25 protein-coding genes and 3 pseudogenes are annotated in these 26,658 nt (G+C 44.1%); 8 read left to right on the forward strand and 20 right to left on the reverse strand.

Annotation, left to right across the window (positions count from 1 at the left end; all coding sequences use genetic code 11):
- Positions 1–228 precede the first annotated feature (228 nt).
- Positions 229–588: a hypothetical protein gene (locus GCU48_RS09550; RefSeq protein ID WP_152379846.1), complete on the reverse strand. Its 360-nt coding sequence runs from the start codon at positions 586–588 to the stop codon at positions 229–231.
- 807 nt (positions 589–1,395) lie between these two features.
- Positions 1,396–1,575, reverse strand: a complete 180-nt coding sequence (locus tag GCU48_RS09555; RefSeq protein ID WP_152379847.1) for an aspartyl-phosphate phosphatase Spo0E family protein — start codon at positions 1,573–1,575, stop codon at positions 1,396–1,398.
- A 547-nt stretch (positions 1,576–2,122) separates the two neighbouring features.
- Here GCU48_RS09555 and GCU48_RS09560 point away from each other — a divergent pair.
- A pseudogene (locus GCU48_RS09560) lies at positions 2,123–2,547 on the forward strand (serine--tRNA ligase); the annotation flags it as partial.
- Between the two features lie 117 nt (positions 2,548–2,664).
- Here GCU48_RS09560 and spoVAE read toward each other — a convergent pair.
- Genes spoVAE through GCU48_RS09580 form a run of 4 tightly spaced genes read right to left on the reverse strand, consistent with a single transcriptional unit; the run spans position 2,665 to position 5,403 of the window.
- Entirely contained in the window at positions 2,665–3,015 is a 351-nt protein-coding gene (gene spoVAE, locus GCU48_RS09565; RefSeq protein WP_152379848.1) for a stage V sporulation protein AE, read from the reverse strand.
- 1 nt (position 3,016) lies between these two features.
- A complete protein-coding gene (gene spoVAD / locus GCU48_RS09570; protein ID WP_152379849.1) occupies positions 3,017–4,033 on the reverse strand; it encodes a stage V sporulation protein AD in 1,017 nt (338 codons plus the stop codon).
- Position 4,034: 1 nt separating this feature from the next.
- Positions 4,035–4,517, reverse strand: coding sequence for a stage V sporulation protein AC (gene spoVAC, locus GCU48_RS09575; protein ID WP_152379850.1), 483 nt, complete (start codon positions 4,515–4,517; stop codon positions 4,035–4,037).
- 25 nt (positions 4,518–4,542) lie between these two features.
- Positions 4,543–5,403: a DUF421 domain-containing protein gene (locus tag GCU48_RS09580; protein ID WP_152379851.1), complete on the reverse strand. Its 861-nt coding sequence runs from the start codon at positions 5,401–5,403 to the stop codon at positions 4,543–4,545.
- A gap of 271 nt (positions 5,404–5,674) precedes the next feature.
- Between GCU48_RS09580 and GCU48_RS09585 the strand changes: the two genes are divergently transcribed.
- Both GCU48_RS09585 and serS read left to right on the forward strand, forming a co-directional pair.
- The gene (locus GCU48_RS09585) at positions 5,675–5,881 is read left to right on the forward strand and encodes a DUF1657 domain-containing protein (RefSeq protein WP_014280765.1); all 207 of its coding nucleotides are present in this window, start codon (positions 5,675–5,677) and stop codon (positions 5,879–5,881) included.
- Between the two features lie 490 nt (positions 5,882–6,371).
- Positions 6,372–7,658, forward strand: a complete 1,287-nt coding sequence (gene serS, locus GCU48_RS09590; RefSeq protein ID WP_152379852.1) for a serine--tRNA ligase — start codon at positions 6,372–6,374, stop codon at positions 7,656–7,658.
- 61 nt (positions 7,659–7,719) lie between these two features.
- Here the strand turns inward: serS and hmpA are convergent, their stop codons facing one another.
- On the reverse strand, positions 7,720–8,949 hold the full coding sequence (gene hmpA / locus GCU48_RS09595) for an NO-inducible flavohemoprotein (RefSeq protein ID WP_152379853.1): 1,230 nt from the start codon (positions 8,947–8,949) through the stop codon (positions 7,720–7,722).
- A 346-nt stretch (positions 8,950–9,295) separates the two neighbouring features.
- On the opposite strand from hmpA, the gene GCU48_RS09600 reads away from it, so the two are divergent.
- The gene (locus GCU48_RS09600; protein WP_152379854.1) at positions 9,296–10,840 is read left to right on the forward strand and encodes a family 43 glycosylhydrolase; all 1,545 of its coding nucleotides are present in this window, start codon (positions 9,296–9,298) and stop codon (positions 10,838–10,840) included.
- Positions 10,841–10,946: 106 nt separating this feature from the next.
- Here GCU48_RS09600 and GCU48_RS09605 read toward each other — a convergent pair whose 3' ends face one another.
- The 9 genes and pseudogenes from GCU48_RS09605 to GCU48_RS09645 all read right to left on the reverse strand — a co-directional run bounded on the left by GCU48_RS09605 (position 10,947) and on the right by GCU48_RS09645 (position 19,769).
- Positions 10,947–11,657 carry a GntR family transcriptional regulator gene (locus GCU48_RS09605; protein WP_152379855.1) on the reverse strand — a complete coding sequence of 237 codons (711 nt, stop codon included), beginning with the start codon at positions 11,655–11,657 and terminating at the stop codon, positions 10,947–10,949.
- Positions 11,658–11,746: 89 nt separating this feature from the next.
- Positions 11,747–12,064, reverse strand: a complete 318-nt coding sequence (locus GCU48_RS09610; protein ID WP_152379856.1) for a PTS sugar transporter subunit IIB — start codon at positions 12,062–12,064, stop codon at positions 11,747–11,749.
- Positions 12,065–12,413: 349 nt separating this feature from the next.
- Positions 12,414–13,868, reverse strand: a complete 1,455-nt coding sequence (gtfA, locus tag GCU48_RS09615) for a sucrose phosphorylase (RefSeq protein ID WP_152379857.1) — start codon at positions 13,866–13,868, stop codon at positions 12,414–12,416.
- Positions 13,869–14,071: 203 nt separating this feature from the next.
- Complete coding sequence (locus GCU48_RS09620; protein WP_152379858.1) at positions 14,072–15,055, reverse strand: LacI family DNA-binding transcriptional regulator; 984 nt, start codon at positions 15,053–15,055, stop codon at positions 14,072–14,074.
- A 420-nt stretch (positions 15,056–15,475) separates the two neighbouring features.
- Positions 15,476–16,795: an aromatic amino acid transport family protein gene (locus GCU48_RS09625; protein ID WP_152379859.1), complete on the reverse strand. Its 1,320-nt coding sequence runs from the start codon at positions 16,793–16,795 to the stop codon at positions 15,476–15,478.
- Between the two features lie 184 nt (positions 16,796–16,979).
- Positions 16,980–17,869: pseudogene (gene sdaAA, locus GCU48_RS09630) on the reverse strand (L-serine ammonia-lyase, iron-sulfur-dependent, subunit alpha).
- Between the two features lie 22 nt (positions 17,870–17,891).
- On the reverse strand, positions 17,892–18,590 hold the full coding sequence (gene sdaAB / locus GCU48_RS09635; protein WP_152379861.1) for an L-serine ammonia-lyase, iron-sulfur-dependent subunit beta: 699 nt from the start codon (positions 18,588–18,590) through the stop codon (positions 17,892–17,894).
- 188 nt (positions 18,591–18,778) lie between these two features.
- Positions 18,779–19,044: pseudogene (locus GCU48_RS27825) on the reverse strand (PTS sugar transporter subunit IIC); the annotation flags it as partial.
- A 50-nt stretch (positions 19,045–19,094) separates the two neighbouring features.
- On the reverse strand, positions 19,095–19,769 hold the full coding sequence (locus tag GCU48_RS09645; RefSeq protein ID WP_025717045.1) for a helix-turn-helix transcriptional regulator: 675 nt from the start codon (positions 19,767–19,769) through the stop codon (positions 19,095–19,097).
- 526 nt (positions 19,770–20,295) lie between these two features.
- Here GCU48_RS09645 and GCU48_RS26870 point away from each other — a divergent pair.
- Positions 20,296–20,469, forward strand: a complete 174-nt coding sequence (locus tag GCU48_RS26870; RefSeq protein WP_167518674.1) for a hypothetical protein — start codon at positions 20,296–20,298, stop codon at positions 20,467–20,469.
- 319 nt (positions 20,470–20,788) lie between these two features.
- Positions 20,789–21,907, forward strand: coding sequence for a WG repeat-containing protein (locus tag GCU48_RS09650; RefSeq protein ID WP_152379862.1), 1,119 nt, complete (start codon positions 20,789–20,791; stop codon positions 21,905–21,907).
- Between the two features lie 68 nt (positions 21,908–21,975).
- Here the strand turns inward: GCU48_RS09650 and GCU48_RS09655 are convergent, their stop codons facing one another.
- Positions 21,976–22,413: a hypothetical protein gene (locus GCU48_RS09655; protein WP_152379863.1), complete on the reverse strand. Its 438-nt coding sequence runs from the start codon at positions 22,411–22,413 to the stop codon at positions 21,976–21,978.
- Between the two features lie 210 nt (positions 22,414–22,623).
- Here GCU48_RS09655 and GCU48_RS09660 point away from each other — a divergent pair, with 210 nt between their 5' ends.
- Complete coding sequence (locus tag GCU48_RS09660) at positions 22,624–22,992, forward strand: hypothetical protein (protein WP_152379864.1); 369 nt, start codon at positions 22,624–22,626, stop codon at positions 22,990–22,992.
- Positions 22,993–23,037: 45 nt separating this feature from the next.
- Complete coding sequence (locus GCU48_RS09665; RefSeq protein WP_152379865.1) at positions 23,038–24,255, forward strand: sialidase family protein; 1,218 nt, start codon at positions 23,038–23,040, stop codon at positions 24,253–24,255.
- Between the two features lie 122 nt (positions 24,256–24,377).
- On the opposite strand, the gene GCU48_RS09670 is transcribed toward GCU48_RS09665, so the two are convergent.
- From GCU48_RS09670 to GCU48_RS09680, 3 genes are read right to left on the reverse strand one after another with little or no spacing between them, the layout of a single operon-like run.
- Positions 24,378–24,557 (reverse strand): hypothetical protein, encoded by a 180-nt coding sequence (locus GCU48_RS09670; RefSeq protein ID WP_152379866.1) that lies wholly within the window; start codon positions 24,555–24,557, stop codon positions 24,378–24,380.
- A 9-nt stretch (positions 24,558–24,566) separates the two neighbouring features.
- A complete protein-coding gene (locus tag GCU48_RS09675; RefSeq protein ID WP_025717040.1) occupies positions 24,567–25,133 on the reverse strand; it encodes a hypothetical protein in 567 nt (188 codons plus the stop codon).
- A gap of 13 nt (positions 25,134–25,146) precedes the next feature.
- Complete coding sequence (locus GCU48_RS09680) at positions 25,147–26,658, reverse strand: DUF4153 domain-containing protein (RefSeq protein WP_152379867.1); 1,512 nt, start codon at positions 26,656–26,658, stop codon at positions 25,147–25,149.

Below are 26,658 nucleotides of genomic sequence, written 5' to 3' on the forward strand. Positions count from 1 at the left end.
TCATTTTGGTAATCATTACATTTTACATGAAATTAAAAAGGCATTATAGAGACTATAGCCCACTTTGAACAGCGAAATGAGGAATTTAATTTAATATTATTCCAATATAGCCTACCTTTTTTCCTTCACAAATATGAAATATGGATTTAGAAAAATTGACTAGAACGTTTCACTCGTAAACAGAATAAGAAAAGGAACGCCAATCTAATGAACGTTCCATACAAAACCTTAGTTTTTTATATCCTTTTTTTCGTAGGTGAAATTTCTTAAAATGACCTGCTTTGTCTTAGCTGTTAATCCTTCCCCATCATTGTCCAAATTTGCAACCTGATCGCTTGGGTACTTGTTTGGAACCTTAACTGGATAAAAATCTCCGTGCTCAGTTAACAGGATGTGGGGTTGTTTAGATTGAGCTAGATGTTCTAGTTCTTTCTTTCTCTCTGGTGAGAGCCAGTCAGAGTCGTCTGTAGCTTTAGCCTCGTTTTTGATTTCATTGGCAAAAGTTTGATTTTGTATGACGGTTATTCCCCCTCCGACAACAACAGTTAGACCTAAAACAACAATAATTGTTCCGAGTCGCTTGTTCACATCGAATCCTCCCTTCCTAAAATAAGTATTACATAGTTTTTCAATTTTCCTTTTGACACATTTTTGTTAGGATCTGATCGAATTAAACGCTGTCTATTGATCTTAAAAACTTTCTTTTCAAAAGATCGGCCCTTCACCACGCTTTAATTTAACGATTAAATTTTTGTAGGTGAAACAATGGCTTTATCAAAAGATTGCAACACGGCTTCTGTTTTATTGGGGTTCGGTCTCCCGTGGTGCTGGTTGGAGTTCTTGAGATATATCAGTAACCAATCACATCAACCTACATATCAAAAGATGCCCCCAATGGGACCACCTACTGGACACCAATTCACTCGTTATCTTCTTCCTTGATATAGATAGCGTCATATTGAATGATCGCTTTAGTTTTATCAGTAGTCATTGAACCATCATACACTACTTCATCTTGACTGGGATTTCTCTTCACTTTGAAGTGTTTTTACAAACAATCCATCCTTTGTTGATATCTTATCAGGATGATACAGTCTCTCTAGTACATCAGCAGGAGGAATTGGCTCGTAAGTTATGAATAGTCAATAGACGTGACCAATTCCAGCCATTAATGAAAGAATTAGGAAGCGTTCACTCGTTCATCCGTAAGCACGCCATCATCAAAATCTCGATCATATCACATGATTTATATTTTTCCACGAATAAAAATTACATTTTATGACATGTTAATGTATTTTCTTCTTAAAAAAGCCATTTTATAGAATTATTATATTAGTTAGATGAGAGGAGGAATAGTTTTGCATAAAATGGATCTGAAAATATGATGTTGTCAGGTTACACCAGTTGGGTCTGCTTCCTGGTCTGGAACATTCGGTTGTACTGATTAATCAGTTCATCCAAAAACATAGACTGCTCCAGCACACAGGCATGTCCGAAACCATACTCTTCGTACAGATCATGCAATCGTTGCCGGGCATCTTCCAACTGTTGGTTTAACGTTTCATCTGTATTCATAGCGCATCCCCTCCTAATGAATCTCATTTTAGGTTGGAATGTGGAAATATGGATCGCTATTTTAGCAATCAAAAGTCAGCATAATCTAACAAAAAAAGACCAGCGTCTAAGCTGGTCCAGAGTGTCGAGAAAGTCCAACGGACTTTCCGGCACTTTATTTTTTGTTTGGGGAGACTCAACTTTTAAAACAAAAATCGATTTAAAACGATCTGAGGACCCATTTTTATTTGATCAAAAGAGCCATTTTAAACCTCATTAAAAAAACAGGGGGTTTCTCGACAGCCTGGACCAGCGTCTAAGCTGGTCTTTAGTAATGAATTAGTGCTCGGATCAAGTTGTACCAACGTGTTACTGTGGTTTGGGTGTGTCAAAGGTTGGATCTTTAGCCTGAACTGGTAGTAAAAGTTCTCGTAAAAAACTAGTTGTTATCAAGAGCAAAGCCATCTTTTTGATCAATTTCTTTCCACATTTTCTGAAGTTTTTTTCCTGTTTCAAGGACAGCATTCACACCAAAACGCTCAAATAATCGTGCACAATTTGAAATAATGAACCGAAGGATCATATGGCACTCGGCCAGCTTCACAGCCTGATCGACGTTCCCCGAGGCGTCAAAACAGCCGGAACCCGGAATTACTACCTGACGGGAGCGGGGGTTGCATTGCACCGGGCTGTGCAGCAGCTTGCAGTGGATCTGCTGACTGAACGGGGATTCCAGCTGCTGACGTTCCGCTAATGGTACGCTCGGAGGCAATGCGCAGCACCGGCTTTTTCCCACTTGGGCTGGATCAGACCTACCGCATCGCAGGGGAGGATCAATGGCTTGTGGGTACTTCGGAGGTGCCGCTCGTCGCGTATTACAGCGGTGAAATCGTAGATGTCACGAACCCGATCCGGCTGGCGGCTGTATCGGTATGCTTCCGCAATGAGGTCGGCTCAGCCGGAAGAACAGATGACGAATATCGTGTCGTTCAAAACGATCTATCGGTGGATCTATGCAGGACGCCTGGCTCAGGTCCGCGAAGCAAGTGAGAACGAATAAAAACGGTATTTAGCTCGTTTTCAAGTGATGCTTACCCACTTATCGCATCCTTAACCTTTTGGCTTAATCAGCAAGGCTGCCAAAAATGAGAAAATAATGGCTGCCGAAATACCTGCGCTGGTGACCTTGAATATACCGGTAATGACTCCGATCCATCCGTCTTTCTGTAATTCCTCTAAAGCGCCGTGAACCAGAGAGTTTCCAAAACTGGTGATTGGAATGGAAGCTCCGGCTCCGGCAATTCTAACGAGCGGGTCATACAAGCCAAGTCCGTCCGCGGCTGCTCCCAGCACGACGAGTAACGTCATGGTATGGGCTGGAGTCAGTTTAAACACATCAAAACAAATCTGTCCGAAGACGCAAATTGCGCCCCCTACAAGAAAGGCCCATAAAAAGATCATGTCAGATTCTCCCTCCTGATTCGATCGCTACAGCATGTGCGATACAAGGAATACTTTCTCCTTGTTGATACGAAAGCGGCGATAAGAGCGCCCCGGTAGCAACAACAAGCATGCGTTTGATTTCTCCCATTTGCATGCGTTTGAGTAAATGACCGTAGGTGACAACAGCCGAACAACCACAACCGCTTGCCCCCGCCTGCACCATCTGAGTATCATAGTCGTAAATCATCATGCCACAGTCAGCATATTCCGTTTGATGAATCGGAAAGTTATGTTTTTCAAACAGTTTGCAGGCAATCTCATAGCCTACTTTGCCCAGATCGCCTGTGACGATCAGATCATAATAACCGGGCTCGATTTGTAAATCTCGAAAATGAGCTTGAATGGTGTCCACCGCAGCAGGTGCCATGGCTGCCCCCATATTAAACGGATCGGTAATCCCCATATCGATAACCCGGCCAATTGTCGCTGACGTGGTAACAGGTCCTTCCCCCTCTTGCGAAACGATCGCTGCACCGGCACCGGTCACGGTATATTGGGCAGTTGGCGGCTTTTGTGAACCATATTCTGTCGGATACCGGAACTGTTTCTCTACGCTTGAATTGTGACTACAGGTCCCTGCCAATATAAATTTCGCTGCTCCACTATTGACGAGTGCGGACGCAAGAGCCAAGCTTTCCATCGAGGTTGAACAGGCACCGAACACGCCAAGATAGGGGATCGACAGAGTACGAGCGGCAAAGGTGGTGCTGATGATTTGATTCATCAAATCGCCGCCAATATGAAAATGGACTTGCTCCTTGGTTAACCCTGCTTTTTCAATCGCCAGCTTTGCGGCCTGTTCAATCAAAATTTTCTCAGCTTTTTCCCAGCTTTCTTCTTCCAGCATGGAGTCACCATGTATGATGTCAAAATCACCAGCAAGCGGTCCTCTGCCTTCAAATGGGCCAACTACGGTAGCCGAGGCCTTAATATTCGGTTTATTCTCAAAGATCCAACTTTGATGCCCTTTTAGCATGTCAGTGTCCTCCTCCAGTACCCTTAAGCACAAACGTGATGATCCCTACAACAAATGCCGCTACAGTTCCAAAAACAATAACCGGACCGGCAAGTTTAAACATTTGTCCGCCGACGCCTAAAACCAATCCTTCACTGCGATGTTCAATAGCTGCGGATGCCATTGAATTTGCAAAACCAGTTACGGGAACAGCCGAACCGGCACCTGCCCATTGCGCGATTTTGTCATATAAGCCGAGGCTCGTTAAAATAATGGAAATGAGAATTAACACGGCCGCAGTGGGACTGGCTGCTTTTTTCTCATCAAAGCCGGCCCAATGAACAAACATTTCCTGAATGGCTTGTCCAATTACACAAATCATCCCCCCGGTAAGAAACGCACGCCAGCAGTTTTGGAATAAGGGCCGTTTGGGTTCAAGCTGGCTGGCGAGTTGTTGATACTCCTGTTGGACTGGCGTTGCTTTTTTCATCTTTTCATTGCTCATTTTTTAGTCCTCCTGATCATCTAATCTAACGAATAAGTAGCGGTTTGATTTCCTCAATGACCCGTTCCAGCTCTTTTGCGCATTCTCCATACATTTTTTTTGCATTTGGCGCTTTGGTGGTAAGGCTGAACATTTCAAGATCCGCTTCACATTTCTTTAAAGTCGACAGCAAAGAAGCTTTATTCTGAGGCTTAGGAACTTTGATCTGATCGTCAAATAAGTCAACATAAAGCTGGCCGTAGGCATCTACCTGACCAAAAAGCACGTTTTCAATTGCAACGCCTATCTTTTCGAGTTCCGTATCCAGCCAACCCCGGTTGAGCCCCATCACAGCTAATGGTTCATCCATGACATTTCCATCCATAATGACTACCTGCGGCTCCTTTTCGGGCCCCACCTTAATGCCTAGATGTTTGGGCGTTAGGGGTTGATTTTCTTTCGTTAGCAGGACGTTAATGTCTCCACTCGGTTCCATAATCGCAAATTCTACATCCGACGCTAGAAAAACATCTTTTTTTCGCAGCTGTTCCATCAGTTCGTCGGTGGTAAGTCGTTCCTTCTTAAGGTTATCCTCAAGAATTTTTCCGTCTTTAATTATGACCCTTGGTTTACCGTCGATAAAATCCCTTGCTTTTTTACTCTTAAGTTGTAAAAACTCGATCCCTAAAGAGACGCATACCCATACAGACAATGAAATGACACTTAAATGCCATTTTTGATCCATCTCTAATGAAGTATAGGCTGCTAAGCTTCCAATCGTGATCCCAGTGATGTACTCAAAAAAGGATAGCTGGGAAATCTGCCTCTTTCCCAATAGCTTAGTCATTATAAAAAGTACGACAATCGCTAACAATGTCCGTATTGCAGTAAGTAACCAGTCTGGCATCATGTAGCCCCCTTTATTCTTTTTACTAAGTACAATTTCCCAATTGATGGTAAACCATATATAAGCAAGATCGTCAGTTTCTCGTCTTTTTATTCATTTAAATGTAAATGTTTACTTTTTTATGCAAGATCACTTTCCTTTGATTTTGCTTTTTATCGCTCTTTTCGGTGTATGATTTCGAAAAAAGGGGATACATTATATATGTCGTCTGGGCAGGAATAGTAGTATTTCCGTTCCTTACGCCTTAATCCTTTTAAGGAGGTGAATCAAAATGACCGTAGCTTCCGATGTCAAAACGTGTGTTGCTTCATTAAAAAGCGCTCAGGCTAGCTTAGAAACATTCGCTTTGAGCACCCAAAATCAAGAGGCAAAAACTCTTTTTACAAACGCGGCTCAGCAAACACAACAAATTTTGCAGCAAGTCGAGGGCCGAGTACAGCAGTTAGAGAATGAAGAACCACAATACAAAGGTTTCTAAGAACGAGAAAGGGGCTGTCCCAAAAGTCATTTTATGATTTTTTAGCCCCACTTTAGACAGGATTTCAAGCAATAAAGATGCCTTCAAGCCCATTTTAACGGTGGTTTTGAAGGCTTTTTCGTTCAACGTTTGGGACTGGCTATTGGAAAGATCACGATGAAAAAAGGAAGTCATCCAATGTGCCGACTCATGCCCTTGATTAACCTGGCGAAAATCCGTATACTAACAAAAAAGCAAACGATATTATGCCTGTGAAGAGCATCCAACTCGGAGGCGTTTACGCCAAGGACCATACGTTAGCGTAGGATATGGCGATATGTACCTAAGTAAACCGGACCCGCCCGTTACAGCGGAGCAAAGTGGATTGGAGAGTCATGACATCTGTCATGCTGTCCGGTCAATTTGGGTGGCACCGCGAGATCAAAGCGCTCCTCGTCCCATGTGGATGAGGGCGCTTTTTGTATTTTTATCCGAAAAGGAGTGCGGTGTCATGTTGGCTATCAAATGGATTAGAGAGCATCAAGAGCAGGTTCAGAAGGCAGCAGACGGCAAAGGAATACAGGTATCGGTCGCAGAGCTGCTGACCCTGGATGATCGGAGAAAGCAGCTACTTCAGGAAGTGGAACAACTTCGGCAGAAGCGTAATCAGTGTAGTCAGGATATTGCCGCGCTCATCCATGCCGGCAAAAGTGAACAGGCAGAAGGGGCAAAGCGGCAGGTCAAAGAAATTAACGGACGGCTAGATCTTCTGGAAGCCCCGCAACAGGAAGTAGAGGAACAGTTTCAACAGCTCTTGCTTCTGATGCCTAATATCGTATCACCAGATACGCCACGAGGGAGATCAGATGAGGATAATGTAGAACTAGAGCGGGTCGGGGCGGTTCCGAACTTCGGATTTGAAGCAAAGGATCATATGGCGCTCGGTAAGCTTCATAAGCTAATCGACGTTCCTCGGGGTGTCAAAACAGCCGGTACCCGTAACTACTATCTGACGGGAGCAGGGGCCGCATTGCATCGGGCTGTGCAGCAGCTTGCGGTGGATCTGCTGACTGAACGTGGATTCCAGTTGCTGGATGTTCCGCTGATGGTACGTGCAGAGGCGATGCGCAACACTGGTTTCTTCCCGCTCGGACTGGATCAGACGTACCGCATCACAGGAGAGGATCAGTGGCTTGTAGGCACTTCGGAAGTGCCGCTGGTCTCGTATTACAGCGGTGAGATTGTGGATGTTACGGACTCGATTCGGCTGGCGGCCGTGTCCGTATGCTTCCGCAATGAGGTCGGCTCAGCCGGAAGGGATGTGCACGGACTGTATCGTGTGCACCAGTTTGCCAAGGTGGAGCAGGTCGTGCTTTGCGAAGCCAGTCTGGACGCTTCGGAGCAGATGTTCCAGGAGATTACGCGCAATGCGGAGGACCTGCTTCAACTGCTGGAGCTGCCCTACCGCAAGATGGCTGTCTGTACAGGCGACATGGCGCAAAAAACCTACAAGCAGGTGGACATTGAGACATGGATGCCTAGCCGGCAGGCTTACGGCGAGACACATTCGTCGTCTCAACTGCTTGATTTCCAGGCGCGCCGTTCCAACATCCGCTACCGCAATGCGGAGGGCAAGCTGCAATATTGCTACACGCTCAACAACACAGCGGTTGCTTCGCCCCGGATTTTGATTCCGTTGCTGGAGAATCATCAGCAAGAGGACGGTTCGATCCGTATTCCGGAGGCTTTACGTCGATATATGCCGCGAGGTATGGAATTTTTGAGCACAAATTTCTAATTCTAATCATTGCAAAAAGACGAAGGACAACTATCCTTCGTCTTTTTGCTGGCTCATTGTGTCATTGTGCTTCTGCTTCCCACGCACTGGCAGGGCCAAAAAATTCATAGTGGATATCCGAAACAGGGATATTCCACTCCTTCAACAGTGCATACACCGATTGCATGAACGCTTCAGGACCGCAAAAATAATATTGGGCGTTCCAATCCGGTATTACGGATTGCAGCCAAGGCAGGTCCAGACGGCCTTCCTTGTGAAAGGCCTGTGCCAGCCGATCCTGCTCCGTTGGACTGCTGTAGCACCACCGTACTGTGGCCAGGGTATGTGCGGCGACCAGCATTTCCACCTCATTACGCAGAGCATGGTTATCCCCATTGACCGCTGCATGGACAAAGGTGACAGGGCGATCCGGGTCAGACTTCACCAAGGAAGCCAGCATGCTGACCATCGGGGTTAACCCGACCCCACCGCTGATCAGCACGACAGGTCTGTGATCTGCCCGATCCAGTGTAAAATCACCAGCCGGTGCAGATACCTGCAGCACATCGCCCTCTTGCACCTGCTCATGCAGATACACAGAAACTTTACCTGCCGGGCGGGACTCTATGGCATCCTCACGCTTTACAGATATCCGGTAGTGAGGTTGCCCCGGTGCATCTGAAAGACTATATTGACGAATGTGGGTATTATGTTCACCCGGAATTTCCATTTTCAAGCTGATATATTGTCCAGGCTCGAATGTAGGCAGTAACTGTCCATCCTGCGGCACCAGATAAAAGGACATAATTTGCTCGCTTTCCTTAACCTTTTTCTGCACAACAAAGCTCTTAAAGTCTGACCAGCCTCCCTGCTGCTGTTCCGCCTCCTTGTACATTTCAGCTTCCACGTCTATAAATACATTAGCGATCACACCATAGGCCTCGGCCCATGCGTTGATGATCTCGTCTGTAGCCGCATCTCCCAGCACGTCCTTGATCGCAGCAAGAAGATATTTTCCGACGATAGGGTAATGTCCTGGCTTAATTCCCAAACTGCGGTGCTTATGTGCAATCTGACGTACCACCGGGAGAATTTCTTCCAGGCGGTCAATGTGCTGTGCAGCCGCATATACAGCGTTGGCCAGCGCTCCCTGTTGACGTCCTTGCTTCTGATTCGCGTGATTGAATATATTGAGAAGCTTGGGATGGGCCTCAAACATCATCTGGTAAAAGCGCTTGGTGATTGTAGTTCCGTGTATCTCCAAAACAGGTACAGTCGATTTGATCGTTGCAATGGTTTGCTCACTTAGCATCTTAGTATCCCTCTTCTCTCCAAAATAAGATCAACAAAGGGTGTTTCAACATTATCCACCCATTTGTAACCCTCAATTTAAAGCAAGTATACCCACATAAAGTAACCGTTCATGTGATTCCAGTCACTTTAAATTTGAAATAATTTGTGAACGTGTCAATGATAAAACGCACAATTTTATCCAATCGTAGTAAACTCGTTGCGATGGCATCTTCCCACGGGAACCATTCCAAAGACTTCAATTTATCCTGCTTGTAAACGCTTCCAATTAGGATACAATCGAAGATGAGGTACCGGACAAGCTGTTCCGGCTCATCCTATTCGAGTTAAAGGAGGCAGATGATATCGTGAAGTGGATCAACAGCAGCAAATGGTTAGGTGCATGTTCATGTATCATACTCGCAGTGGCTGGTACAGTTCTTCAACCCGATGCAGCAGCACATGCCAATACGACAGACGTGACTCATGCAACCTACGGGAATGAAGCGATTCAAGCACTGAATGGTTTGGACGCTACCCATGTAGGACTATCCCTGAACGCAACCGCCAGCACAGCCATTACAAACGGAACGGATTGGAAGGACACCGCAGGTAACCCGATTCAGGCGAACAGCGGTAATATCCTAAAAGTAGGTTCCACTTATTATTGGTACGGCGAGCATGCTGAGAACTGGAAATTTGAAAAAGTGAACGTATACACCTCAACCGATTTGAAAAATTGGTCCTTCCGCAGCACTATTCTCACCAAAGATTCCGCCCCCGAGCTGAATTCAAGCAAAATCGAACGTCCCAAAGTCATTTACAACAAAACCACCGGAAAATATGTACTATGGGCGCATTATGAAAATAGCACGGACTACTCACTAGGTCGTGTAGCCGTCGCTACCAGCGATACACCCGACGGAAATTTTGCCTACCAAGGCAGCTTCCGCCCGCTGAATTACGAGTCTCGTGATATGACAGTGTTCACGGATACTGACGGTAGCGGCTATCTTATTACAGCTTCCCGTAAAAATGGCGGCGCCAACGATACGATGGCAATCTTCAAGCTGACAGCCGATTATACAGGCGTGCAGTCGTTCGTTGGCTGGATTTTTGAAAATGGCTATCGTGAAGCTCCTGCTGTTGTGAAAAAGAACAATACCTACTACCTGTTCACCTCGCAGGCATCCGGCTGGTATCCGAATCAGGGAGCTTACGCAACTGCCAGTTCCATGACTGGAAGCTGGTCTGCGCTGTCGCCCTTCGGTGATCCGGCGGCTTACGGCTCGCAAATCCATTCCATCGCCACGATTACAGGCAGCGCAGGAACCAGCTACATCTATATGGGCGACCGCTGGAACCCGCTCAAACTGAACGACCATAAATTCATCTGGTTGCCATTGACCCTGAATGACTCCAACAAAACGGCAACCCTGAATTGGTACAGTAGCTGGGATCTGGATGCTGCGACAGGCACAGTCATCCTGCCGTCCCTTGTGAATCACGCACAGGGCAAAACAGCGACTGCGAGCTCAGCCGCATCTGCTTCTCCAGCTTCACTGGCGAACGATGGCAACGCTCAAACCTCGTGGAAGGCTGCATCTGCGTCTTGGCCTGCTTGGTGGCAGGTCGATTTGGGCAGTAGCAAGACCATCAGCGAAGTGGATATTTCATGGTTTATGTACAAAGGCTCTGAAGCGTACTACAAATATAAAATTGAATACAGCATGGATGGAGTTAACTACTCCACGATTGATCGCACAGGTAATACCACGTATGGTTTTACCAGTGACAAAGTCAATTTTCAAGCTCGCTACGTGCGAATCAATCTTGTAAATGCGGTGCTATTCAATAATCCGAACAACTGGTATACCCCGACGGTGCATGAAGTAAGATTGTTTGGCAATTAATCCACTTCATTAAACAAAGAACATGGCAGGAAAGCACCTACATAAAGGAGGCTCTTTTGCCATGTTTTCTTTTTACCACATTATCATCTACCTTGTACTCACTAGCTCAACGCATTCGATTGACTGTGGTAAACACAAATTTGTCATACCGATGCCGTGAGAATGAGTATTCAAATGGTATACCCGTATCCAGATAACCCACCTGCTCAATTTCCAGGATTGGATCATCCGCTGCACAGTCCAAATGCTCCCGATCCAGTTCTGTCGACTTGGACGCCCGGATGGTACGATGTGAACCGACAATATTCAGGCCCAGTTCCTCCTTGATATGCTTGTACACCGAACCGTGCAGCACCTCCTCGGTAATACCGCTGATCAGCTTCGTGGGCATGTATGTGCGCTCGATAACGTAGGGCTCACCCTCCACGACACGCAGACGGATCACATGATATACAGGAGAATTGACATCAATAAATAGATGGGCCGCTACCTCTTCGGATGGAAATTGAACGTCAAAGGCGACGATTTTATTTTTGATCTCTTTCCCGCGCAGTACGTTGGTTAACCCCAGCATTTCATTTACGACAACGTTAACAGGGTCATTGTGAACTGATTTGACGATAAAGGTTCCGTGTCCTCTTTTACGATTCAGCAACCCGTCCGCCACCAATGTGTCCAATGCCCGCTTAATCGTCATCCGACTTACACAAAACTCTTTTGCCAGTGAGATCTCATCGGGAATCGGATCATCACTGCTATAGGTCTTATTCATAATCCGCTCTTTGACCTCTTGTGCAATCCGCTCGTATTTGTTCATCTGTCTACCACCTGTACTAAAAATTGTTTTATGTCAGCATTTTACCAAAACATCAGTAGCGCTGGTTCTTTTGGTTCTGCAAATTGACCTTATCCATTTTTGCGTTCCACCAGCTTCACGGCCTGTTCATAGGCTTTCTTACCGTCAACCATTCCGTAGGCCATCATGTCGATCACTTCTACATGAATACCATATTGAGCTGCTTCCTTCTCCAGTTGTCCTTTAAGAAAACTCATTTGCGGGCCAATCAATACCGCGTCAGCCTTAGCCATATCTTCTGCCGCCTGATCTTGACCTACTGCCCAAATTTCAGCCTCATCTCCAATGGACTTAGCATATTCCTGCATCTTGGTAACCAGCAAACTTGTAGACATACCTGAGCTGCACGCCAGTAAAATTTTCTTCATGATTATTCCTTCCCTTCAAGGTCTTACTGGATATTAAGTACTAGAAAACGTTTACAGCGTAATTATAAATCCATACTTTTTTATTTGTCTATATATTTAATTTATATGTATAGACTTTTTTAAAAAATAACACATTTTATTTTTTTCCTCAAAATTAACGCTTTCATTTCTTCTCTTTAATCTCTCAATAAACATTCGCATGTTCAAAAAGCTGGAGGGCATCACGCCCGGGGATTATCGTAAAAAGAAAAGCCGCCCGCCACAGGGAATAGACTGTGGGCAGGCGGCTGAATAACCGTGCAGGATATTATATTCTGTTACGCTCTTGGAATCCGATGGGTCCTGTCAGTTAAACGTCTGTCAGACGCACAAGAGATCCATTTTCCAAATCTACATAATCAATTGTAAATGCATGAGTCCGCACGTTGGCTTTCAGAAGGGCGCGATAGCTCCCTTTTTCCCATTGTATTTCCAACTGATCGGGATTTCCAGCTTCTACAATTTTGATTTCACCATCAAATGCAGGATAGGAATTGCGGAATTCCATCAACTTAAACAACCGCTTCAAAACCAGTCTTTCCAGGTTTTCAATGACTTCCTCTTGGGAATAGTAATGCCGGTTAATGTTACGGCCTACCTTTGTTTCTTCTAATAGGTCGATGTCATTTTCACCTGCCAGCAGTCCTACATAATAGACTTGAGGGATGCCCGGTGCAAAAAACTGAATAGCTCTTGCCAGTATATAGGCATCATCGTTGTTGCCGAGTGCTGAATAGTACGTACAGTTGAGCTGATAGATATCCAGGTTATTATAGGCAGCCGTATTGTATACCCTTTTAATATTAGCTCCCTTGGAGAACAAATGATCTTTAGTCTCTTCGATCTCTTCATCTGTCATTAAACCCTTCGCATCCACCACTCCAATTCCATCATGAGTATCCAGCGTAGTAAATTGCTTTCTCGGACAGATGTTCAGCCAGTGCGTGAGACGCTCACTATTACCGCTATACAGTGTGTGCAGCACCAGCATAGGTAGGGCAAAATCGTAAACCCAATGATCCTTTTCGGCAAGCTTCAACTGAATGGAATAATGCTCATGAATCTCCGGCAGGACATCGACGCCGTATGGCTTCAATATCTCCTGTGCTTCACCCAGCATGTCCCAAATTTCAGGCTCCACGAAGAAACAATTGGTTCCTATTTTTTTGGTAGCATATGCAAAAGCATCAAGTCGGATGATGGAAGCACCCTTTTCAGCCAGACGAACCAGATTTTCTCTGACAAATTGCTGGGTCACATCCGAGTGCAGATTAAGATCCACCTGTTCCTCATCAAAGGTACACCATACCTTTTCCGTCGTACCATCCTTAAACTCGACATCAATATAAGGCGCACGTGGCTTTCTTTTATAAATCAAATCTACTTCTTCCTGAGTGGGCGCTCCATTAGGCCAGAAATTTTTGTACCGGATAAACAAGTCGGCGTACGGCGAAGCGTCTTTATGTTGGATAAAATCCTGAAAATATTCCGAGCTGCGAGAGATATGATTAATCATAAAATCAAACATAAGGTAGAAATCTTGAGACAGCCGTTCAATATCTTCCCAGTCACCAAAGGGTGCATCAACAGTCTCATAGGTCATCGGAGCAAAGCCCCGGTCTGCCGAAGACGGATAGAAAGGAAGCAAATGAACGCCGCCGACGACATGTTTAAAATGACTGCTTAGCAGTTCCCCCAGCTCTTTCAGATTCTTTCCCATACTGTCGGCATAAGTGATAAGCATAATTTCATTTTTAATTGGCACGATAGTTCATCCCCTGTTCTCCCTCTGTGGGATATATTGAATATGTTGCTGTCCCCTGATGTGAAATTCGCAACGCGAGTAAAGCGTTTTCAAAAGCGTTGTAATGATTTATATTATATACCAAAGGTTTGATATGTCAAACGATTGACACACAATATTCAAAAGACCGTTACCTCATACAAAAGTAAGGGAACGGTCTTTATTTATGTTGTTTGCCCAAGGATCAAATGGACCGGGAGCAGCGGGTTTAGATCCCCCGAGTAGTCCTGGTTATTTATTTGTTTGTTCAATATCCCCACAGCTTGCCGAGCCATGAGCTCAATAGGCTGTCGAATAGTGGTTAACTGTGGCATAAAAGCTTGGGCCGTCTCTGTCCCGTCATACCCAACGACTTTCAAGGTTTCCGGTACACGTCTGCCTGTCTTTAAAGCTTCAAAATAAACGTTTGCCGCCAAGATATCATCACTCGCAAAAATACCATCCACATCCGGATGCTCACTAAAAATCTGGTGAATGATTTGTTTATATAAATCTTGGTCAAAAGACCTTGGAACTTCGTAAACAATGGATTCACGTCCGTGGTTCTCCATCGTTTTTTGGTAGGCTTCCAAGCGCAAACGTGTATCGGTTTGCAGCATGTACGGCCCATTGATATGAACGATTTTTTGACAGCCATTATGAATTAAATGTTCCGTTGCCAACTTCCCGCCCAAATAATTATCCGAAGAGACGACAACTGCATTTTCAGAAATATACTGGTCAATGGAGACAATGGGAAATGAAGAGTTTACTCGCTCAAATACGCCCCTGTTATGACTACCGACAATAATTCCATCCACTTGGTTCCGTAGCAGCATTCTCAAATAATTCGCTTCCTTCTCTGCACTTTTCAAACTGTTGCACAGAAAAACCTTATACCCCAGTTCCTCACAAGCAAGCTCAATATGAAATATTAACTCCGCATAAAAAGGGTTACTCACCGTTGGGAAAATTAATCCTACAATGTTGCTTTGTTTGGATAGCAGCGATCTGGCCATTTCGTTCGGTACATAATTCAACTCTTCCATAGCGTTATATACTAACGAGCGTGTCTTTTCACTGATATATCCCCTGTTATTCATGACTCTGGAAACCGTCGTTGGGGAAACACCCGCACGCTTTGCTACATCTTCTAGTTTTGGTTTCAATGGATTGACCTCCGTAACCATCAGAAATTTCTAAAATTATTTTATAATTCTCAAATATTCATATGTCATAATTCTAACGAAAGTTTGAAAATGTCTCCACTTAATTATTTTATATAGCTGCAAATTTAGATGAGAGAGGGACCCGTCCCTAAGAACCTGATTTCGCTTTTTAGCTTTGTACACGCATGTAGGACACAAAAAAGCTGCTTCCAAGGGAATCCCCTATAAAGCAGCTTAGAATGTGGAATATTTCAAAAATACATAAAATTGCAAAAACTACCGGTGAAATAGCTGATCCAGATTCAGCATGTTCTTCTTAAGCGTGTCTCCGCTTCTATTAATAAAATTCAATTCCACTAGGAATCTTTCGTTCTTTTTTTCATATCCCACTATTTTTGCACTAGAACCAACAATAGTGAATTAGAATAATGACTTAATACTTGCTAGGACAGTAAGTATACCTATAACAATGACAAATACATTACTCACTTTCCCTTTGTATTTAGCTAGTACTGGTACTTTACGGATCGCATACATTGGTAATAGACATAAGATAGCAGCAACTAACGGACCGCTAAGGGAATCAATGATTCCAAGAATACTTGGATTTGCATAAGCAACATACCAGCATGATAATACGACAAAAGCAAGGATCATTGTCTTAACTGTTTTTTCTTCTACATTTTTTCCGCGTGTTTTACTGAACTTGATAATCACGTCACGCATTACCTCATATGCCCCTATATAATGGCCAAGGAAGGACTTTGTTATGGCCATAAAAGCAATGATAGGAGCTGCAATAGTGATTAGAGGCGAATTAAGCCGATTAGCAAGATATGATAAAATTGACAAGTTCTGTTCTTTTGCCATTGTAAGATCATTTGGAGTCAAACTCAAGACACTGCTCCAAACAAAGAACATAACAACAGCGAATGTCATGATATAACAAACTTTCTGTATTTGAGCACATTTGGCATCAGAAGCTAATGTTCCATAGGTAGCTCTCTGTTTCGTAACAAATGACGAAATAATAGGAGAATGATTAAACGAGAATACTATGATTGGTAGTATCATCAATATCGTTCCAAAATATCCCGATCCTGTTGAAGCAGTAGAAACACTTGAAAAACTAAGCATTGACGTATTCCACTGTGGAATCAAAGATATTGCGATAAAAAGTAGAGAAACTATAAAAGGATATACTAGCATGCTCATTATCTTTACAGTGATATCTTGACCAAAATTTAGTATAGCTATAAGACCGAGTACTAATACAAGCGATAAAATGGCCCTTGGAGGCTCCGCCATGTGTAATTGATGCACGATAAAACTACTTGCAGTATTTGTAAGTGCAACCGAATACATCAGCACAATAGTATAAATTGAGCAGAAATATACTATGTTAAAAATTATACTTGCCTTATTTCCGAAATACTCCCTTATTGTACCTATAATCCCATCATTTCCAGCATTGGAGGCGTTTATCATTTTAGCAAGCGCCCTATGTGAAAAATACATTACAGGAAATGCAAGTATAGTAATTAACAGTAATGACAATAAACCACCTGAACCTGCATTAATAGGTAAAAAGAGTACTCCTGCTCCAATTGCTGTTCCAAAAAGGCTCAATGCCCAGGTAGTATCCTGTTTATGCCACTTTTTAGGGTCTGGATATTTCCCATTTTTTACTGCAGTATTTTCAGGTTGAAATTCTACTTTTTTTGCAGTATTCCCATTCATATAATAATTCCTCCTTGTATCCCTATCTTACTCTCTTTTAAGGCTTAGGGATATAGACCATTCTTGAAAAATGAATTGCTTACAAGGTGCGCCACATCCGGGTCCTTCTTAAGTTGATCAAAATCGAAAAATTCGCTGGGCATCAACCCGATGGAATTATTAGCATTTACAAAAAAAATTAATTTTATTTCTTTAATTGTTTCTCTCCAAAAATTTACTTTTAATAGCAATCCCTGTAGGTGTGGCCGCAATTCCGCCTAAACCTGTTTCTCTTAATTCGCGAGGCATCTGTCTTCCAACTCTATACATCGCTTCAATAACTTCGTCAGCATTGATGATATTGTTTACGCCAGCTAATGCGATGTCCGCTGCTACTAAAGCATTTGCCGTTCCAACGGCGTTTCTCTTTACACAAGGAATTTCTACCAAACCAGCGACTGGATCACAAACTAAACCGAGTAAATTTTGTAATGCGGTTGAGAAAGCTTCAGAAGATTGCTGTGGCGTTCCTCCGGCAGCTTCTACCGCTGACGCAGCCGCCATTGCTGAGGCACTGCCTACTTCAGCTTGACATCCTCCGTACGCTCCGGAAATACAAGCATTATTTGCGACTATCATTCCAAATAAAGATGAAGTGAATAGAAAATGGACCATATCCTCATGGCTTAACTGCAACGTATCTTTAATACTAAATAGGACTCCCGGGATCGTCCCACTCGCACCTGCTGTTGGAGTTGCACAAATAGCTCCTAATGAAGCATTTACTTCATTAACACCGATAGCACTTTGAACCCCTGACACCATCAAATCTCCAGAAAGAGTTTTTCCATTTTCTCGATATTTTTTTATTTTAACAGCATCACCTCCGGTTAAACCGGTCGGAGAAAATACCCCGTCGCCCTCGATACTATTATTTATCGAATTTTCCATAGCCGCTAAATTTTTTTCCATTTTACCCCAAACTTCTTCATAAGAGGCTTTAGTTTGTTCGATTTCCTGTTCGATTGCTAATTCATAAATTGGCTTTTTCCTTTTATTAGCTGCATCTACAATTTCTTTTATGGTCATATACATATTTTTTCACCTCTTAATGTAACTAAAGAATAATGATATTAGCTATGCTGCTTAAACTTCCCAATTCCTTCTGAACATCACCAGGCAATAGCGAATCCAAAGCGAATGCATATAAATATTTTCTGTTTTCTTCCAAACTATGGAAGTTGTTAATTTCCACATCATATTGTTTAAAGATCCTGCGTAAGACAATTTTAAAGTCAGCTCTTTCGGAAATCGCAATAATAACTGGCAATGGCCCCTGCAGATCTATGCTAAATCCGTCAATTTCAACATGTTTGACTTCAATTAATCCGCCGCCGACCGAAATACCCATCGTTCTAATACTTCGACTTTCATTCTCTAAATATACGTCTGCCGTATTTGGGTGACCAGCAGGACTATCACCTGCTTTTTCAATAAAGGTAATGTCAATTCCTTTAGATTCTGCTATTTTAATAGCATCTGGTACTTTGCTGTCATCGGCAGCAAATCCTAATATCCCAGCAATAATTGCAAAATCAGTTCCGTGTCCTTTATGGGTTTCAGCAAATGACTCATAATACCTTATCACGACTTTTCTTGGAATACCTTGAAATAATTTACTGGCAACTATTCCAATAGCTAAAGCACCTGCAGTATGTGAACTTGAAGGACCTATCATTACCGGCCCAATCACATCAAAACAACTTTTGTATTTAACAACCTCTTTTTCTTTAATAGGTATTACATTCATGTTCATATAAGCACCCCCATAATTGATAGACAAGCGGGCAATTGGCTTTCGCCGCCGCACGGAAAGCGTAAAGAAGTCATCGGAAATGCTGGTTGAATTACTTAAAAAAAGCGATCCCAACCGGAGTCAAAGCTTCTTACGTTTTATTTGATAGTTAGTTTAGCTCTCCAGTAACCATCTTGAAGGTTCTGGGATCCTGCCGGCATTTTCTTCTCGATATACTTTACCAGGAACGCCACTAGATACCCGGCGACCAAACCGGGCAGCATGCCTATTCCGGCACAAGCGGCACCCATCATCAGGGAATATATGCGACGTCACCGATTTTTCCTAAAAACGGGATTCCGAGCAGATCTCCGCCGACATACTTCTGGAAGGCTTCTACCAGGAAGGCGGCACATGCGGCACCGGCAAGGGCGCCCGTAGCCTTCATGCCTTTTGGAGCTTTATAGCTGAATAATGCCTAAACTATTGATTCATGTATGCGTTTTCTTTTTGTTGATTAGAAAATTAGTCTTCCCCTTGATTGTTGTTATAATTTCTTAAATGCAAGTAAACCGTGTGCTTTGATATCTTAAGCGCATTGGAAACGATAGCCACGGAATCGCGCATTTGAAAGACGCCGCGTTCTAAGAGCAGCCTGATGATTTCTTTATTTCGATTATGATGCGGGATCTCTTGGGAAGTGTCGACCTCGTGAATCGTCGTTTCTATGGTGTTCTTCAGCAGATCCTCCACTGAGTTAGCGAAATTCTCTTTCACATTGTTTTCAGGGGATAGGAGTTGATTCGGCGAAAAGATGTTAAGAAAGTTTGACAGGGAACCGTCAAGATTCATGTTGATGCACAACAAGGCGATAATTTTATTATCCTTCCCCCGAATAGCGATGGTGCTGGACTTCATTAGCTGACCGTTCTTGCCGCGGGTGAAGTAGCTTTTGGATTGTTTAGCGCCTGAATTCTCAAGCTCCTTAAGCATACGCAAGGCCAAGTCGGTAATAGGAGCGCCTATCTTTCTTCCGGAATGGTGACCGTTGGCGATTACGACTGCGGACTGATTATAATCGTGCAGGCTGTGCAGAACGACTTCGCATTCCGGTCCTAAGTAGTCCGCAATCCCATAGACCAGAGCTTCATAAGACTTTATAATCAGGTGATCCTCGTCTGTAAAAGATAAGTATGACATCGTATAAGGATTACCTCCCTCCCTGGATAATAACCTGAAAGTTGAGTTAATCAAATTTAGTTAACTCAATCAACTCGTCGTAATTGTATACAAAAAAGTTGATTCCTGCAAGAGACTTCACAGCACTGTCAATATCTTTTTATCTTTCCTGCAAAAAGCCTTGGGGAACCCCTAAACTTATAAATTCTTTAATGTCAAAAAAACAAGACATACAGTCATGCCGTATGCCCTGTTCTCAGCCACTTGATGCGGCTGCTGTTACATAGATCTTTGCGGGCTTACCGCGTTGTAGTATGGCTGACTCATCGGCTGATTGTAGGCTCCGTATCCGCCGCTGAACTGCATGGATTGCATGGACTGCTAAAAAAGTGTTTGGAAGAAGTGGATACTATGCGTATTTAAAGCGAAAAGGGAACGACCGTGGTGCCGAGGCCAAACACCTCATCTGTAGAGTACATCAACGTTACGATGGGAAGTACGGTTATCGCCAGCTCCAGTTGTTCTTGTTGCAGGATGAGGCGTGTGGATGAACCATAAGAAGATATTGCGTTTTATGCAAAAGCTAGGCCTTCAAGCCAGCATTCGCCGGAAACGTCGAATGAACATGACGTATCGGGCAGCAGAACGTGTAGCAGCCAACCTGCTTGAGCGGAAGCTCATAGCTAAATTTGTTCAATCACGCCTGTTGATTAACCACTAAATGGTGGAAAGAGAGCTGGCAACTCGGTAAGTGGACGAAAAAAACAACCGGACCAGTAAGGATCAGCCCCTTGCCCAGTCCGGTTTTCGATTTTTCATTTAGGAGACTGTCCTTAGTAATGAAAAATCTGCTTTTGGGGCAGCCCCCTCTCTGTTTTTTAGGATAATGATTAGGATGCATCATACTTGAAAGCAAATCTTTTTGTCCATTCCCCTTTTCCTCTGTCCCGCGAAAATTAGAAAAATATAGAATTTCAAGAAACATTCTTACATATTTTTCGTCTATATTATGGTAAATCAACTTGCAAAGGAGCTTATGCATGTTAAAAAAGTTCGGATTAGCTATATTGATTCTATGTACCAGCGTTATCGTTTCGGGAACGGGGTGGGCTGCTCCCAGCAGTGCAACAGCCATTGAAGTTTCTAAAACACCGCTGGATTACAACGTTGCTCGGCCCCTAAGCGATGGTGCTTTTCATGATGGCCTATTAGCCGCTGAAACATCCGCTGGAAAACTTGTGTTTTATAATACCAAAGGAGAAAAGGCTTTCTCTCTTCCCGCCGAGCTGAAACCCATTGGTGATTTTCATGAGCAGCGAGCCGTCGTGAAAAATACAAAAACCAATCTCTATGGGTATATGAATACCAAAGGGATACTGGTCATTCCTTGCCAATATACCGAAGCTAATTCGTTTAGCGAAGGAAAAGCCAAGATCACCATAGCCTCCACCAAAGAAAATGTCCTCATTGATCGTACAGGAACAATCCTTATTCCATTAAAAGAAAACTATGGATCAGAATATCTATTTTCGGACGGCCTGGCGCTTGTCTACGCTCCTAACACAGGCAAGGCTGGTTTTATTAATGCTTCCGGTCAATTAGCGATTCCCTATAAATACAAATATAGTCGGAATTTTTCGGATGGCTTGGCTATTGTCCAGAATAGCAAAGGACTGTACGGATATATAAATACCACAGGAAAAGAGGTTATTCCTCTTCAATATAAATCTGGAGGAGACTTTTCGGAAGGGCTGGCTCCTGTACAAAATGCCAAAGGAAAATGGGGCTTCATCAGCAAACAGGGAAAAGTCGTTATTCCCTTTAAATTTACCGATGCCCAGGATTTCAGTGAAGGCCTGGCGAGTGTAAAAAATGCGAAAAACGAGGTCGGCTTTATTGATAAAAGCGGAGCCTTGGTCATTAAATATCAACAAAAATATGATATCGCGTTCCCATTCAAGGAAGGCTTGGCTTTAGTGGGTAAACAGGCACATTCATCGGTCTCAGACGGGAAATTCGGTTACATCAATCGTCAAGGCCAATTGCTGACCAAGCTTGAGTATAAGGCGGAATCCTCCTCCTTCTCCAATGGCTATGCTGTGGCCTTTATCAAGCCAGGTAAAGCGTTCATTGTATCCAAACATTCCGTTTCAAAATAAAAAGACGACCCCGGAGGCAGATCGAATGGATCTCCCTCCGGGGTCAATACGTTATTGCCTTGGAATCATTAGTCGTGTGTGTAGAATTTCACTCCAGGCAGATCTGCCGCCACCCACGAGTAGTTTATGGTATTACTATTGTAATTTTTGGTCCCCGCCTGAGCAATTTGTACCTCTTTTAAAATCGTGATTGATGACACCTTCGGTCTGACAACGACGACGTGACCATGCCCGTCCTCTTTTTTAATCCCGATGGCAGGATACCCGAGATTTGCTCTTTTTTGAGCATTCTGAAAGGTTACGGAGTACCACCCCTGTGTATTGTTACCAGATAAAGCATCCGCCATTTGATTGGCTAAGCCACTCGGTAAGTCAGCCGACATAGCGGACATCACATCCTGAGCAAAAATATTACACTTTGTTCCACCTACAGGTGAGTACTTTTTGTTCGTTTCTACCTTAAAACCGTCAATTACAGATGCATAGGTGCTTGCACTTCTAGCCATTGAAAATTCCCCCTGAATATAAGTTGTAGAGGAAATGATGTTAGCCTCAATTCCCTCTCAACTATTAGGGTGATTTCGGGCTTCATTTAACAACGAAATTACGAAAAAAATCTCAAGCAACAGGAAAAAGAGATACAGGTGGTATTGTCCAAACCATATAAACTCGTACTTCATATACTAATAAAAACGAATAGAGAGGTGTTGTTTTTCATGGCGTTTACAACGGGCATCATTACGAATACGGGAACTGTAACTTCTGCAACGAATCTTGCAATTAACATTGACAATGATAATCTTAGTTTCTCATCTAACGTTGTGTATCACATCTACGTTTGGAACAGCATGGCGAGTAAAACGCTGATTTATGCCAGTTCACTAAATATCAATGCCAACACGAGTCAACTTCTTAACTTCAACATTGCAGGCAATTTTGCTTACGAGGTTCAGTTTCTCGTTACAGGAACAGTTCCTACGGATACAGTCATTAATGTATTTGGAACGGATTCATCCGGAAACGTAATTCATTACCAAAAAGTGCTGCAACAAGAACTCACCCAAATTGCACAGCTTAACCCATAAGTTATAACAATTGCTATTACTCTTGTACAAAAAGGAGAAGCCGCCATGGCAAACTTACAAATCTCGCCAAGTACTAGTAGCCAGTTTGAGCCATCCATCGCGGTAAACTGGCTGAATCCCTCTGTTATGGTAGTAGTTGCTGTAGATTTAAGAACAGGACCAGCGGCTATTGGCTTGTACAAGTCAATAGATGCTGGTACAACATGGAGCACAACAATACTTCCGATCCCAACCGGGTTCGCTGGCATCGAGTCGCCACATATTGATTATCTATATCCCAATTCATTTGTCGTCGCAGCACATGCCTTTGACGCCGACGGTCTCAGCGGTACAATTGTGACTTATATATCCAACGATAACGCATCTTTGTTCGGGCCGCCTGTCATTGTGAACCAAGGATTTGGGCAGTTTGTCAATGACGATCAGGTGATTATTACCACCGATAAGGCCGGGTCCAGCCCGTTTTTTGGGAACATTTATGCCGGTTATACACACGACTACAACACGCAATTTATACCTGGAAATACAATATTCTTCAATCGCTCCCAAGATGGGGGCAGTACGTACTCCGGGCCGATCCTCCTCTCCTCAGTCAACGAATTTGAAGAGTTCCCCGGGATGGCAATCACATTAAATGGGATTCTTGTCGCGGGATGGATTACCCAACCTCCCGGTGTAAGTGAATTTAATACTCGTACATCACTAGACGGTGGAACATCATTCGGAGTTGAAACCAGGATTGCGCCTGTCGTTGTTCCACCTTCGCCGCTGCCAGGATACCAGTTCAGGTGCCTGACATACCCTTCCATGGCGGGTGACATCTCAAACGCACCGGCGACGCGAGGAAATGTCTACGCCGTATGGCAAGACTTTCGGCAAGGCTATTCCGATATCTTCCTCTCTGTCTCTGAAAACTTTGGCGTAGATTGGGGGACGCCAAAACCCATTGCAGACAGTCCGGTGGGATCGCAGAACTTTTTTCCGGCCATCACGGTTTCCCCATCGGATGGGGCGGTGTTTGTTTCCTATTACACCAATCGAGTCAATCCACCTGATCTTGACGTTTTTCTTGCTACATCCAGGGATGGCGGAAATACGTTTACAAACACTCGCATTACGACGACTTCATTCAGTGTTGCGGGCCTTACCCTATTTGGGGACTACATTGGAAATGCGGTTGTTCCACAGATAGACCGTCTTGTATGCGTATGGACAGACACTCGAACCGGAACTGAAAACATCTGGTTTGGGGATAACCAGTAAACTCTAGTATGAGAAACAGCGTGTAGCCGGAGCCTTTCCTAAAGGCTCCTTTCTTTGTATACAGGGTTGAAAAATATAAAACGCCTTGCCGGAAAGGAAATTACCAGCAAAGCGCATAATGATCACCTGTCTGCATCATTTACAAACGTATCATCAATTAAATGAAGACTTTCTTTACTGATTACGGTTGGTACGATAAGCTCTGGAGTAGTCTGCTTAGCCTGTATAAAATAGTCTGCAACTCCCACCATCAGAGCAATGCCGATAAATAGCACGATCCAACTACGATTCCTTTTCATCATCTGTACCCCTCATTCTTCACTCCGCCCGTTCAGCCACTTGAACCAGTGGAGCAAATGACTGAAACGATACTCATGCTGGGAAGCATACGTCCATACCTCCGGTTCTTCACCAGACTCCTTCCAGACGAGCATGGAAAAGTGACCTTCCTCCTCATTGGCAACCGACAGCAGCGAAAGACGATCATCACCAAATCGGTAAGGAGCCGATTCTACCCAGTAATTCCGCATATCGCTGATCCAGCTGCGAAATTGCTCTGTACCTGCGATCCGCAGAATTTCATCAGGCAGGGGCAGATGCTCACCGATGTCCTTCCAGTCTCCCACATAGCGGTACCGGGCTGCCAGCAGCGGACTAAGCGGCCGGGTTTTACCGGGAGCTAACGTAGGCATGCTGACGACGGGAATGACCGGACCAATGCTCTGGATCGCATAGGAGTCAGCCTCTGCCTCACTCATTCCGCAGGACAAAGCCTCCGTGATAAACTGGTTCCGTCGTGTACCAAACTGATACCGATACTGTGACATTTCATCCTGTAGCTCCAATACCATCCCTTGTACTGCATCTGTTCCGATCACTCTCAAGCACCTCTCATTCCAAAATATAATCCTGCAGCTCCTGCCGCGCTCGATACGTAGCCCAATTGAACGCAGGCCAGGCCGTTTCCTCCCTTGTCATGCTTATCAGACGCCCTTGTAGGGACTCATCCATCGCTCCGTGTTCCTTACGGCTAAATTCAATTAATAACGGAATGGCATCCGCCGATAACCCACTCAGGTATTCCTTATCTATCACCGATGTCGTACGATACCGTTCGAGATTATTTTCGGCAATACGTACATCAATCCCCACATAGTTCACGACGACATAAGCCACCAGCGCAAGTACAATATAATATTTCGCCAACGGCAGCTGGCGGATTTGAATGCGAACAGCTGCAATGAGCAGCAGCAAGCCCAGAAAAATCATAAACGCGTGTACCAGATAACGGGTGTACGTATAACCGTATGCTTCTTCGTACATCACCAGCCGGGTATATCCTGAATAGAGCATCACACCCGAGCAGCCAACGAGTATATACAGCAGACCGCTGTTGATTTTTTGCAATAGGCTGGAGCTGAATTCAGTCCACTTCAACACACTGATCATCAACACAAAATTGATACCTGTTACCATAACCAGCTCCCCGAATCCCCTTCTTGCATATTCTGCATACGAGGTTCCTTCGGGTAAAGCTCCTTCCCATGCACCAAACAAATACCCGAACTGAAGCACCACAAACACGACATACACCAGATTCATGACGATCAGCACGGTAGCCGTGATGACTGGATCAAACTTGATTGCTACTGGCTCGTGATAAGGTACTGTTGATGACTGAATTTCCCTCTCTGTTTGGCGCGGGGCGGGCTGTACGAATCCCCACAAATAACAGAAGAAACAGAAGGTAAAAAAGCAGGTCCAGATCAGCCGCAGCATCCCGCTTCCAAAGGACCACGTTCCAATCCATGCAGGTATGCCGGATAATAGCTCCTCAAACATTCCATCTGCCGAAGCCAGCAGGGATACAATGATGAACAGCAACGGCAAGGCGATGAGCAAACCGATCATCACCTTGCCCAATACACGCTTACGCTCATCCTTAACATTCCGAAAGGCTGCCCTTTTGAACATACGAAACGGAGTCACGATATGGCGCATATTTTGATAAAACCAATGGCTTAACGCCTGACCGATCATGCCAGGCTCCGACCAGCCATACCTCTTCTCCCCCAACAGCAGCACCATATGTACGCTAATCAGAGCAGGTATAGCCAGCGCATTTAACACATATAGAACCGGGTTATTGAACAGTGCATACGTCAATGCCAGCATGATAATGGTGACAGACAGCAAACGCCCTATCCATGAACCCAGTTGGATGCGATCTCGATTGAAGACATACATATAGGCGTAAAATACAATGACAAAAATAGGCATAGACACGCCCAGCCCATGTCCGTAAAACAGATATTGATGAACCAGCGCTAACACAATTGCACCAGCAAAGGCCGACAAAAACGACGGTTCCGGCAAAGACGTTCCACTCATCTTGTCATGCAT

It is taken from the genome of Paenibacillus brasilensis, assembly GCF_009363115.1.
GTDB classification, from domain to species: Bacteria; Bacillota; Bacilli; order Paenibacillales; family Paenibacillaceae; genus Paenibacillus; species Paenibacillus brasilensis.